The 12,496-nt window shown below is 69.4% G+C and carries 11 protein-coding genes; 9 read left to right on the top strand and 2 right to left on the bottom strand.

Translation table 11 applies throughout. From position 1 onward, the window contains the following. The first annotated feature begins 13 nt into the window (after window positions 1-13). A complete protein-coding gene (locus ACWEKS_RS24985; RefSeq protein WP_364618536.1) occupies window positions 14-661 on the top strand; it encodes a response regulator transcription factor in 648 nt (215 codons plus the stop codon). A 207-nt stretch (window positions 662-868) separates the two neighbouring features. After that, window positions 869-3,550 carry a magnesium-translocating P-type ATPase gene (gene mgtA, locus ACWEKS_RS24980; RefSeq protein ID WP_452342309.1) on the top strand — a complete coding sequence of 894 codons (2,682 nt, stop codon included), beginning with the start codon at window positions 869-871 and terminating at the stop codon, window positions 3,548-3,550. Window positions 3,551-3,765: 215 nt separating this feature from the next. On the opposite strand, the gene ACWEKS_RS24975 is transcribed toward mgtA, so the two are convergent. After that, window positions 3,766-3,921 (bottom strand): hypothetical protein, encoded by a 156-nt coding sequence (locus tag ACWEKS_RS24975; protein WP_452342308.1) that lies wholly within the window; start codon window positions 3,919-3,921, stop codon window positions 3,766-3,768. A gap of 94 nt (window positions 3,922-4,015) precedes the next feature. Between ACWEKS_RS24975 and ACWEKS_RS24970 the strand changes: the two genes are divergently transcribed. Then, window positions 4,016-4,618: a DUF2867 domain-containing protein gene (locus ACWEKS_RS24970; protein WP_452342307.1), complete on the top strand. Its 603-nt coding sequence runs from the start codon at window positions 4,016-4,018 to the stop codon at window positions 4,616-4,618. A 121-nt stretch (window positions 4,619-4,739) separates the two neighbouring features. On the opposite strand, the gene ACWEKS_RS24965 is transcribed toward ACWEKS_RS24970, so the two are convergent. Next, a complete protein-coding gene (locus ACWEKS_RS24965; protein ID WP_452342306.1) occupies window positions 4,740-5,177 on the bottom strand; it encodes a pyridoxamine 5'-phosphate oxidase family protein in 438 nt (145 codons plus the stop codon). A gap of 251 nt (window positions 5,178-5,428) precedes the next feature. On the opposite strand from ACWEKS_RS24965, the gene ACWEKS_RS24960 reads away from it, so the two are divergent. The 6 genes from ACWEKS_RS24960 (at window position 5,429) to ppsA (ending at window position 12,405) form a co-directional block, all read left to right on the top strand. After that, a complete protein-coding gene (locus ACWEKS_RS24960) occupies window positions 5,429-7,759 on the top strand; it encodes a heavy metal translocating P-type ATPase (protein WP_452342305.1) in 2,331 nt (776 codons plus the stop codon). Between the two features lie 133 nt (window positions 7,760-7,892). After that, window positions 7,893-8,771 carry a DUF302 domain-containing protein gene (locus ACWEKS_RS24955; RefSeq protein ID WP_452342304.1) on the top strand — a complete coding sequence of 293 codons (879 nt, stop codon included), beginning with the start codon at window positions 7,893-7,895 and terminating at the stop codon, window positions 8,769-8,771. 80 nt (window positions 8,772-8,851) lie between these two features. Further along, the gene (locus tag ACWEKS_RS24950) at window positions 8,852-9,406 is read left to right on the top strand and encodes a flavodoxin domain-containing protein (protein WP_452342303.1); all 555 of its coding nucleotides are present in this window, start codon (window positions 8,852-8,854) and stop codon (window positions 9,404-9,406) included. Window positions 9,407-9,450: 44 nt separating this feature from the next. Then, the gene (locus tag ACWEKS_RS24945; protein WP_452342302.1) at window positions 9,451-9,930 is read left to right on the top strand and encodes a DUF2267 domain-containing protein; all 480 of its coding nucleotides are present in this window, start codon (window positions 9,451-9,453) and stop codon (window positions 9,928-9,930) included. Then, entirely contained in the window at window positions 9,927-10,103 is a 177-nt protein-coding gene (locus tag ACWEKS_RS24940; RefSeq protein ID WP_452342301.1) for a hypothetical protein, read from the top strand. Before ACWEKS_RS24945 ends, ACWEKS_RS24940 begins: the two co-directional genes overlap by 4 nt. After that, window positions 10,096-12,405 (top strand): phosphoenolpyruvate synthase, encoded by a 2,310-nt coding sequence (ppsA, locus tag ACWEKS_RS24935; RefSeq protein ID WP_452342300.1) that lies wholly within the window; start codon window positions 10,096-10,098, stop codon window positions 12,403-12,405. Before ACWEKS_RS24940 ends, ppsA begins: the two co-directional genes overlap by 8 nt. The last annotated feature ends 91 nt before the right edge of the window (window positions 12,406-12,496 follow it).

The following is a 12,496-nucleotide window of genomic DNA, read 5'->3' as shown; positions in this document are numbered from 1 at the left end:
TTGGGAACCGGCCATGATCAAGGTTTTTCTCGTTGACGATCACGAGATCGTTCGCCGGGGACTCGTCGACCTGCTCGACAGCGACCCGGAACTCACCGTCATCGGTGAAGCCTCCGATGTGGCCCAGGCCCTGGCCAGAATCCCGGCGCTGAAACCGGATGTCGCGGTTCTCGATGTCCGGCTGCCGGATGGGAACGGCATCGAACTCTGCCGTGATCTGCTCTCGCGCCTCGATACGCTGCGCTGCCTCATCCTCACCTCGTTCACCGACGAGCAGGCCATGATGGACGCGATCCTCGCGGGAGCCAGCGGTTACGTGGTCAAGGACATCAAGGGCATGGAGTTGGCGAAGGCCATCAAGGAGGTCGGGGCCGGCCGCTCGCTGCTGGACAATCGCGCCGCTGCGGCGCTGATGGACCGGCTGCGCCGCAGCACCCAGTCCGACGGCCCGCTGGCCGGGCTCACCGACCAGGAGCGCAAACTTCTCGACCTGCTGGGTGACGGGCTGACCAACCGCCAGATCGCCGAACGCATGTTCCTCGCGGAGAAGACGGTCAAGAACTACGTCTCCCGGCTGCTCGCCAAGCTCGGCATGGAGCGGCGCACCCAGGCCGCGGTCTACGCGTCCAAGCTGCGCGGCGACCATCCGCGTCCGCAGTAGAACGAACCGCGCTCCCCGCCGCGTCTTCGGCCGAAGGCGCGGCGATCGCGCGTTCCCGCCTCCGCCCACACCGACCTGACAGGCCGACCTCCGAGGCCGGGGCTTGCCAATGGCGGCGGCAAGTCCTCGGCTACAAGGTCTTTGGTCCCCTCCCTGGATGCGAGCAGGCCCTATCGGCTCGGCCCGGACAGCGGAACCCTCGACTGCATGCACGTTCACGCGCTGTCCTCGGCCACGAATCGGATGCTGCCGCACACGGTTCGGGCCGTACCCGCCACGGACGCGGCGGCCCGGCCCGCCGACCAGATTCTGACCGCGCTGGCCACCGGCGACGAAGGGCTGACCGAATCCGAATATGCCGAACGGGCACGCCTTTTCGGGCCGAACGCCATTCAGGCGCATCGCGCGCGCATCGGGCCGGTCATCGTGCGGCAATTGCGCTCGCCGCTCCTGCTGCTGCTCGCCGTGACCGCTCTGGTGTCGTTCTTCCTCGGCGAGCGCAGCGATGCGGTGGTCATCGGGGTGATCGTGGCGATGTCCGTAGGCCTGGGCACCGTCAACGAATTCCGCGCCGAGCAGGCCGCGGCGGCCCTGCACGAGCGCATCCGGCATCGAGTCGTGGTGACGCGTGCCGGACAGGCCCGATCGGTCGACCTCGCGGAGCTGGTCCCGGGCGACATCGTCCAGCTGCGGCCCGGCGAGCTGGTGCCCGCGGATCTGCGGCTGTTGTCGGTGACCGGACTGCAGTGCGATGAATCGGTGCTGACCGGCGAGTCGGAAGCGGTGATCAAATCGACCGACCCGGTGGCGGCGGGAAGCCCGGTGTCCGAGCTGGCCTGCTGCGCACTCATGGGCACGGTGGTCGCCGCCGGGACCGGCCGCGGCGTCGTGACCGCGACGGGCGGCGACACCGAATTCGGGCGTATCGCCGTCGGTTTGGCGCGCCGGGAGCCCGAGACCGAGTTCCAGGCCGGGCTGCGCCGGTTCTCGATGCTGCTGGTGCGCGTCGCCGCCGTTCTGACGATCGGCATCTTCGGGGTGAACCTGGTGCTGCACCGGCCGCTGCTGGACGCGCTGATGTTCTCGCTGGCGATCGCGGTCGGCATTTCCCCACAACTGCTGCCGGCCGTGGTGTCGACCAGCCTGGCGGCCGGGTCACGAATCCTGGCGCAGCGCAAGGTGCTGGTGAAGCGGCTGGTCTGTATCGAGGATCTCGGCGACATCGAAGTGTTGTTCACCGACAAGACCGGCACCTTGACCGAGGGACGAATCGAATTCATGCGCGCGGTCGCCGCCGAACCGGACGCGGACGGCAATATCATCGAGCTGGGCATGGCCTGCACCGACGGCGTGATCCAGAACGGCCCGCTCGCCGGTGGTGACGCGCTCGACACGGCACTGTGGGCCGCGCCGCTCGCACCGCGGGACGACGCCGAGCGGCACACCCGGCTCGCCACACTGCCTTTCGATCATCGGCGGCGCATGGTCTCGGTCCTGGTCGATGCACCGGACACCGGGGGAACCATCATTACGAAGGGAGCACCCGAAGCCGTCCTCGCCTGCTGCGAGAACGTGCCGGACGCGGCCACCCGCGCGCTCGATGCCGAGTTCGCGGCCGGGCACCGCGTGGTCGCGGTCGCGACCCGTCCGGCGCCCGGGCGGACGTCGCTGACGGCCGCTGACGAGACCGGTCTGCGGCTGGCCGGATTCCTGGTGTTCCTCGACCCGCCGAAAGCCTCTGCGCGCGAGGCGATCAGCCGCCTGGGCAGGCTCGGCGTCGCGGTCAAGGTCATCACCGGCGATCATCCGACGGTGGCGGCGCGGGTCTGTGAACAGCTGGGCCTACCGGCGGGCGACACCCTGTCGGGCGCCGACCTCGACCGGCTCACCGACGCCGAGCTCACCGGGAAGCTGTCCACCACAACGGTTTTCGCGCGCATCGATCCCGAGCAGAAGGCGCGCATCGTCCGCGCGCAGCGGTCGCTCGGTGTCGATGTCGCGTTTCTCGGCGACGGCGTCAACGACGCGCTCGCCCTGCACGCCGCCGATGTTGGAATCTCCGTGGACGCCGCCACCGACGTCGCCAAGGACGCCGCGGACGTCGTGCTGCTCGAGAAGGACCTGCAGGTCCTGGCGGACGGCGTCACCCAGGGCCGGCGCGTGTTCGCCAACACCATGAAGTACGTCTTGATGGGCACGTCCAGCAATTTCGGCAATATGTTCAGTGCGGCCGGCGCTTCCGCGTTCCTGCCGTTCCTGCCCATGCTGCCCTCGCAGATCCTGCTCAACAATCTGCTCTACGACTCCAGCCAGCTCGCCATCCCCACCGACACCGTCGACGAGGAGCAGCTGGCCCGGCCCGCGCGCTGGGACATCGGGCTGATCCGGCGATTCATGCTGGTGTTCGGTCCCATCAGCTCGGTGTTCGACTTCGCGACCTTCGGCATCATGCTGTGGGTCTTCCACGCGGGCGAAGCCCTCTTCCACACCGCCTGGTTCGTCGAATCACTGGCCACCCAGACCCTGGTGCTGTTCGTGATCCGCACCCGCAGAACACCCTTCTTCCGCAGCCACCCGAGCGTCGCCCTGCTCACCGCCGCGCTGGCCGCGGTGGGAATCGGCGCACTGCTGCCCGTGACGCCGCTGGCCGCTACGCTCGGCTTCCAGCCGCTGCCAGGCGCCTTCTTCGTCGCGCTGCTCGCCATGATCGTCGTGTACCTCGCGCTGGCGGAAACCGCGAAGCACTGGTTCTTCCGGACACCCCCCGCCGTCCCGGCCGCCCGCGACCGCCGGCCCGACCATCGAATGCGACGTCGCGCTGCGCGTTTCGCCACCGGAACGCCTCGGGCGGCGACCGTGGAGGCCCTGTGCGCGTCGAACCAGTCGTGACCGAACTGGAGAAGGTGATCCCACTGTTCCGGATCCGGAAACCGTCGCCGAGCGCTGGACCGCCGCTCGCGTCCATATCGCGCTGCACTGGTCTACGGGCTCGCCGGTTCGAACGCCAGGCGATCCGCCACCCCGCTCACCCCAACGAATTGATCAGGCCCGCAATCGGTTTCACTGGTGCTCCTAGGCCAGCAGCCGGGACTTGATCAGTTCCATCATTTCGGTGCGGCTGCGCGGGCCGTCCGCGCCCGCCACCGGTGGCGCTGGGCCTGTGCCAGCGCCTCGATCCGCACGGCTTCGGGGCCGCCCGCGACGAGCGCACGCAAGCCTTCCTCGACCCATCTGCCTCGCGGTGTGCGAGCCACGGCCACGGTGTGCCTCCTCACGTCGGCAAGGAGTATACGGGGGCGTATAGATGGGTTTATGTTCGATTTATACGCCACCGTATAGATCGGAGCCGAGCTCGTGAGACTTCCTCCAACCGCTCACGCCAACCACCCGTGGCGGATCCACGACATCGCCGACGACTTCACCGTGGAGGACGTATGGGCGTTGCCCACACCGGGCGGCCCCGACGACTTCCCTTGGCTGGTAGGCCAATTCGCCGAAGGAATCGGCGGCGGGGTGACCGGCGATACCGCGATCTCCCGGGCGCTGTTCACCATTCGCTGGAAGCTCGGAGCACTGCTCGGCTGGGACCGGCCCGATCCCGGCACCGGCGGTCGGCTGCCCTCCCTGTACGACCGCTTGCCCGCCGACCTCCGCGAAGGCTCCCGGGGACCGGACCTCGGCACATCGCCGTTCCGGTCCGTGTACCAACTGGAGAACGAATGGGCAGCCGAAATGGGCAACACGACCGTCCACGCGGTCATGCACCTCGGCTGGGTTGCGGACGGAACCGGCGGCTACCGCGGTCAGATGGCTGTCCTGGTGAAGCCGAACGGCCTATTGGGCACCCTCTACATGGCCGGTATCAAGCCTTTCCGGTATCTCGGTGTGTATCCAGCGCTGATGCGCGCCATCGGCCGCGAGTGGACAGCGAAGCCGACAAGCCACGATGATCGGTGATAGAAAATGGATTCAAAAGCTCGGTTCCCGATAGTCGGCAGCAGGAGGACACCCTGTCGGCCCAGGCCTTCTGGGCCAACCCGGCAGGGTTCGGCGGGGCACTTCGGCACCCTGAATCCAGCTAACCCGCCTGCTTCGCCACTAACCGCACTCCGGTCACCAGGGTCGGCTCGATGGCGACGATGGTGTCCATCTCCCCGTCGACCCACGGCCGCAGCAGGCGCTCGTAGCGTGCGACCCGTTCCGGATCGGTCACGGTGCGGGCGATCCCCGTCACCACCACCGACCATCCCAGCCCGGCGACGGGGTCGATCTCATCGGCCTCGTAGGCCACCACCACATTCGAATCCGCACGCACGGTCGAGGTCAGCCGGGACGTGAGCCGGGTCCGCACGACGATGATCTCGCCCTCGTCGACCAGATGGTTCACCGGTCGCACAGCGGGCAGCGCGTCGCGCGTGAAGATGACCCTCCCGAACGGAACACCGGCCAGCAGCCGCAGTGCTTCCGCGCGCTCCAGACTCACGGTGGCGCGCGGAGCGAACTGATACCCACGCATCAACTGACCCTTTCTCACCTGATCCCCTGCACGACAAACCCCTCGATACATGTCAGCATCCGCACCAGCGCCCCTCACAGGGCCGAAGGTCCTGTCTCGGGCATCCATCGGACACGGCACAGCCCGCGAACCGTGGGCCGGCCACCACCGGGACCAAGGGCAGTGGTGTTCGGGGACTGTGGCCCTGCCGCTCACCCGAACAACTGCGATGCACTGATCGGGAATGCACACCCGGCGGAAGGACGAGAGCCATGGTGGCCGATTCACGTTTCCACGGTTGGATCGATCGAGCCGGCGGTGTCCTCGGAACGGCGCTGCTGGCCGGGACGATCGCACCGCTGGTTGCCGGTGGCGTCGCCTGGGCCGCCGGGGCGACAGCAGTGGCCGACTGGTGCTGGGCCACGGGCACGGTGGTGGCCATGGTCCCGGCGGTGTGGTGGGTTGTCGCGGCGCTGCGCCGCGGGCGCGCCGGAGTGGACCTCATCGCGGTGTTGTCGCTGGCCGGCACGCTCTGGGTGCACGAGTACCTCGCGGGCGCGCTGATCGCGGTCATGCTCAGCAGCGGGCATGCGCTCGATGCCGCCGCCGAGCGGCGCGCGGCCCGGGATCTGCGAGCCCTTCTCGAACGGGCGCCGCGGTCGGCGCGGCGACGGCAAGGGGACGTGGTGCGGATCGTCGATCTCGATGAGATAGTTCCGGGCGACATCCTGGTGATCGCCGCCGGCGAGGTGGTTCCCACCGACGGCAGGATCATGGATACCGTTGCGGCACTGGATGAATCGGCACTGACGGGTGAACCGCTCCAGGTCGAGCGCGCCCCCGGGGAGCCGGTGCGCAGCGGCGTGCTCAATGCCGGCGGCGTGTTCGAGATGCGGGCCACCGCGACGGCCGACGACAGCACCTACGCCGGGATCGTGCGGCTGGCACGCGAGGCGGGAGCCGCCACCGCGCCCACGGTCCGGTTGGCGGACCGTTATGCCGTGTGGTTTCTCCCGCTGACCCTGCTCGTCGCGGGTGCCGCGTACTGGTTCAGCGGATCGCTGGTGCGCGCGGTGGCGGTGCTCGTGGTCGCGACACCGTGCCCGTTGTTGCTGGCCGCACCCGTTGCCATCGTGTCGGGGCTGTCACGTGCGTCGCGGGTCGGCGTGGTGGTGCGCGACGGTGGGGCTTTGGAAAATCTCGGCCGCGCAACAACTCTGGTCATGGACAAGACCGGCACCGTCACGGCCGGGCGGCCCGTGGTCACGGAGGTCGCCGCCGCTCCGGGCACGGATGGAGCGTGGCTGTTGCAGCTGGCCGCCTCGGTGGATCAGATGTCGCCGCACGTGCTGGCCGAGGCGATCGTGACCGAGGCGCTGGCCCGGAAGCTCCAACTCGCCGTTGCCACAGCGGTTTCCGAGCAGGCGGGTCGCGGCGTCACCGGCACGGTCGACGGTCATCGCGTGCAGGTGGGGAAGTTGCCGGAGTCGATGATCACCCCGGAATGGGCGCGGCCGGTAATGAATCGGGCGCGGCTGGACTCCGCCGCCGTCGCCTGGATCGTCGTCGATGACGACCCCCGAGGTGTCGTGTTGCTGCGGGATCCCTTGCGGCGGCAGGCGCCCCGCACCCTGCGCCGGCTGCGGGAGGCCGGACTGAACCGCCTCGTCATGCTCACCGGTGATCGTCCCGAGCCCGCTCGGGAGGTCGCGACGGTGCTGGGCCTCGACGAGGTCTTCGCGGGCCAGAGCCCGGCCGACAAGGTCGAGGCGGTGCGCCGGGAGAGCCGGCAGCAGGTGACCGTCATGGTGGGCGACGGCATCAACGACGCCCCGGCCCTCGCCGCTGCCACGGTGGGGGTGGCCATGGGGGCCCGGGGATCGACCGCCTCGTCGGAGGCCGCCGATATCGTGCTCACCACCGATCGGCTGGATCGGCTCGCGGACGCCATGGACACCGCCCGCTGGTCGCGGCACATCGCGGTCCAGAGCGCGACCGCCGGCATGACGCTGTCGCTCGCGGCCATGGTCATCGCAGCCGTCGGCTGGCTGCCGCCCGCGGCGGGCGCGCTGCTTCAGGAGGCCATCGACGTCGCCGTCATCCTGAACGCACTACGAGCACTGCGCGGCAATCCGGCCGCCCATCTGGATCTGCCGGCCGATACCGAAGAGCTGCTGCACCGCTTCGCCGCTGAGCACGATGTCCTGCAGGACGCCCTCACGAAGCTCCGCGCGGTGGCCGACCGCGTCGCGGAGCGCCCCGATGACGATGCACTCAGGGCGCTCGACGCTGTGCACCGTTTCCTGCTCGACGATCTGCTGCCCCATGAGCTGGCCGAGGAAACCCAGCTGTACCCCGCGCTCGCCGGGCCGCTCGGCGGCACCGAGGCAACAGCCACCATGAGCCGCGCACACGCCGAGATCCAGCGGCTGGCCACCCGCATCGGCACCCATCTCGAACTGGCCCGCGCGCGTGGCGGATTCGACCCGGATCAGATCGACGACCTGCTGGCCTGCCTCTACGGCCTGCACGCCGTGCTGCGCCTGCACTTCGTGCAGGAGGAGGAGAACTATTTCGCCCTCGCCGCCGACGAACGGCTGTGATCATGACCCGGTCCGCCGGCCGATCGCCCCGCACGGCCGTGCGTTTGTTCCCCCACCACCGTGACCTTGTCCTCTGTGCCGCCCGCCCGGCCGGACGCAGGCTGAACGCACGAACTACCGAAGGAGGCGCGTCATGGAGTACCGGGTGAACGTGTGCGAGACACCGCCGCAGGCGGTGCTGCGCATACCACTGGAGATCCGCCCGGACCTGTTGAGCGACGGCATTGTCGGCGGCATGAGCCGGCTGTCGGAGGTGGCCGACCAGGCCGGGCTCGTCGCGAACGGCGCGCCGATGATCACCTTCCATCGGGAACTGCCCGCCGAGGATGCCATAGTCGTCGATTTCGGGCTCCCGATCGAGGCCGCGCCCGCCCTAGGCCCGAGTTCGGGTGCGGAGCTGACCATCCAGTCGCCGTCGCTGGTGGCCCGCACCTGTCATCGCGGCAGCTATCGCGACATCGACGCCGGATACCGCGCATTGCGAGAGTGGCTGCAGGGCAACGGCTATCGACCCATCGGACCGCCGACGGAGGCGTATCTCATCGGCCCCGACGAGGTGAGTGATCCCCGTCTGCTGATCACCGAGATCCGGATTCCGGTGGCCCCCGTCGCCGCCATCACCGTCCACCTCGACGCGACGTTCCCCGACGCCGTGGACCGCACCCGGACCGCGTTGCGGGAGCATGGATTCGGCGTCGTGACCGAATTCGACGTCCAGGCCGCACTCCGGGAGGGGACCGGTGAGCACATCGAGGAGTACCTGATCCTCGGAGCCTGCAACCCGCAGCTCGCCGGTCGCGCCCTCGCCGTCGACCGGGAGGCGGGATTGCTGTTGCCCTGCACCGTCGTCGTGCGGGCCGACCGGACCGGCGTGCTCGTGGAGGCCACCGATCCCACGCTGCTCGCCGAGGTCCTGGCCAGGCCCGAGCTCGCCCGACCGGCCGAAGAGGCGCGTCGAATGCTCGCCGCTGCAGTGGCGGACCTGTCCCATCCCGCCGCGGCGGCCGGCTGAGGCGGTCGAGGACCATGGTCCCGGCCACCACGGGTAGGAGTCCTCTCACCGAAATCCGGCCACGCGAGCAGGCTCGATGCATGGAAACCACCGCTCCCCGCGTCGCCGTCATCTACGCCACCGCTCAGGGATCCACCCGGGAGATCGCCGATTTCATCGGCGCCTACCTCACGGCCCGCGGCGCGACCGTCGAAGTCGCCGACGTCGAACACGCTCCCGAACTCACGCTCTTCGATGCCATCGTGCTGGGCAGCGCCGTGCACGATCTGGCCCTGCTGCCGGAGATGACCGAATTCGTCCGCTCGCATCGCCACGAACTGCAGGCATACCCGGTGTGGCTGTTCAGCGTCGGGCTGGGGCCGGCCCTGGTCGGCCCGACCGGGCGCCGCATCGGCAATGTCGTCCCGAGAAAGATTGCCGCCCTGCGTGATTCGATCACACCGCGTGATTTCCACGCGTTCGCCGGCCACTACGAGCGCGTCGGCGTCTCACTGCCCGCACGCGCCCTGTACCGCGTGCTCGGCGGTGCCCGCTACGGGGACCTGCGCGACTGGTCCGACATCACGGCCTGGACCGACACCATCGCGCAGGCTCTGCACCTGCCGCAGGCCCAGGCCACTCCGACCCACCCCTGACCCGCGCACCCTCGGTCATCCCGTTTCCGCGAAAGGCCATGCCGATGAGCCACCACACCGATCCATTCGCCCCGGCGATCCATACCAGCCGCATCTGGCTGCGCACCGTCGCCGACCGGCTCGGCACCGACGACCGGATGGAGGCGCAGCGGGCCCTGCGCGCCTGGCTGCACACCGTGCGCGATCGCCTCGACATCGGCGCGGCCGCACACCTGAGCGCCCAGCTGCCCACGCTGCTGCGCGGTGTCTACTACGAGGGCTGGACGCCGGGACGTGTTCCCGTGCGCCATGATCCGCAGTCGTTCCTGGACCAATTCGCCCGGACGGCCGACGTGTCGACGGACGAGGCGAGGCGCATGTCCGCGGCGGTCACCGATGCGCTGGCCCAGCTGTTCTCCCCCGGCCAGCTCGACCACGTGCTGGCACAGCTTCCCGTACCCCTGCGGCGCGTGCTACTCGGTGCCGATTTCAGTGACATTCTCACCTCCGCGGGCATTTTCGAGACTCCGGAGGCACAGCAGTGACGATCCGGCACGCCCCCCTGTTCGTCATCGCGCTTCCCTTCGTGGTCACCGGCCTCGAACTCAGCGGCGCCTCGCCGCTGGCGATGCTGTCCGCCTTGTTCATCCTTGCCGTCCCGATCCTGTTGCTGCTCGTGCTGCCCGGATCGAAACAGAACTGGAGCCGTCATGGGTGACTATGTCGCCACCTTCGATGAATTGCGATTGACCGATGCCGACCGCGCCGGCGGCAAGGGAGCCAATCTCGGCGAACTGGTCGCGGCGCAACTGCCCGTGCCGCCGGGGTTCGTCGTGCTCAAATCCGCCTACGAAGAGGTGATCTGTGCCGGTACGCACGGCCCGGAACTCGACGAACTGCACACCCGAGGGCTAGCGGCAGCGGTGGGCGCGACCCGCGAGGAGGCACAGCAGCTCGACGAGCTGTGCCGCCGCATGCGGGAATTCGTGCACGACACCCCGATGTCGCCGGCCGTCCGCGATGCCGTGCTGTCGGCCTATCACCGGCTCGGCGACGCGGTGACCGTGGCAGTGCGGTCCTCGGCCGTCGGCGAGGACAGCGCGACCGCGTCGTTCGCTGGAATGAACGTGTCCCACACCAATGTTCACGGCGACGAAGAATTGATCACCGCGCTGACCGACTGCTGGGCATCGCTGTTCTCCCCGCGCGTGCTGACCTATCGGGCGCGGCGCGGCATGCACAATCGGCCCGAGATGGCCGTGGTGGTGCAGCGGATGGTGGCCGCCCGCACGGCCGGCGTGGCCTTCACCGCCGACCCTGCCACCGGTTCGCTCGATCGCATCGTCATCGACGCCGCGCGTGGCCAGGGCGAGGTGGTGGTGTCCGGCGCCGTCACACCCGACACCTACGTCCTCGACGCGGCCGGACCGACACTGCTCACCACCGAGGTCGGCAGTCAGAGTTTCGCCATCGTGGCCGGTTCCGACGGCGATCGGCGAATCCAGCTCTCCGAATCCGAAGCCGCGGCGCCGGCGCTCACCGACGACCAGGCCGTCGCCGTCGCCCGGCTCGCGCTCGAGGTGCAGGCGCACCACTCCGGCCGCCCCCAGGACGTCGAATGGGTCTTCGACGACGAGCACCTCTGGCTGGTGCAGGCGCGGCCGATCACCATCCTGCCCGGCGACACCGCGGTGAAACCTCCGGTGGCGGAGACCGCCGAAGGTCGGGTGCTGGTGCGCGGCCTGGCCGCGGCGCCCGGCCGCGCCACCGGTCCGGTGCGCGTATTGCGCTCGCCCGCAGAGGGATCCACGCTGGGTGACGGCGAGATCCTGGTCGCGCCTATGACGAACCCTGACTGGCTGCCCACCCTCTCGCGGGCCGCCGCGGTGGTGACCGACAGCGGCGGCATGACCTGCCACGCGGCCATCGTGGCCCGCGAACTCGGTATCCCGTGCATTGTCGGAGCGCGCACCGCCACCACCCAGCTGACCACCGGCCACGAGGTCACCGTCGACGGGTCCGCGGGCCAGGTGTACGCCGGAAACCTGCTGCCGGCCACGACCACCGCGGTGCCGCGCCCGGTCCCCGAGGCGACCGCACCCGAGGCCACCGCGACCCGCGTCTACGTGAATCTGGCGCTGCCCGAAGCCGCCGAACGCGCCGCGGCCACCGACGTCGACGGAGTCGGCCTGCTGCGTGCCGAGGTGCTGCTGACCCAGGCGCTCGGCGGCCGCCATCCCCGCGATCTCATCGCCCGCGGCGAGGACGAGAAGTTCATCCAGAGCATGACGGCCTCCATCCACCGGATCAGCTCCGCCTTCGCGCCGCGCCCGGTCGTCTATCGGGCAAGTGATATGCGCAGCAACGAGTTCCGGGCACTCGAGGGCGGCGACCGCTACGAGCCCCGGGAGCACAACCCGATGATCGGGTTCCGGGGCTGCTACCGCTACGTCCGCCAGCCGGAGATGTTCCGCCTCGAACTGGCCGCGCTCGCACGCGTGCGCGAACAGACCCCGAACGTGCACCTGATGATCCCGTTCGTCCGCACCCGCTGGGAACTCGAGCAGTGCCTCGAGCTCGTCGACGCGAGCCCGCTCGGACGGCAGCGCGGCCTGCACCGCTGGGTCATGGCCGAGGTGCCGTCGGTGATGTACCGGCTACCGGAGTACGTCGAGCTGGGGATCGACGGAATCTCCATCGGCAGCAACGATCTGACCCAGCTCATGCTGGGCGTGGACCGCGATTCCGAGGAGTGCGCCGAACTGTTCGACGAATCCGATGCGGCGGTGCTGGATGCCATCGAGCAGATCGTCACCACCGCCCGCCGGCTCGGCATCACCTCGTCGCTGTGCGGCCAGGCGCCCTCCACCCGTCCGGAATTCGTGGAGCATCTGGTACGCGCGGGCATCACGTCGGTGTCCGTCTCGCCCGATGCGATCCAGCGCACCCGGCGCGCCGTCGCAGCCGCCGAACGGCGCGTGCTCCTGGATCGCGCGCTGGCCCAGCCGGATCGGCGGTGACGCTGCGAGTCACTCACCTGCACCATCGTCGTCGCGCGCGTGCCTAAACTGGAACAGCCGTAACAGAACCAGTTGTGCGCGCCCGACACGA

The sequence above is a fragment of the Nocardia sp. NPDC004711 genome (genome assembly GCF_053601595.1).
Note: the sequence above shows the minus strand (reverse complement) of the source record. Positions and strands in the feature narration are given on the sequence as shown.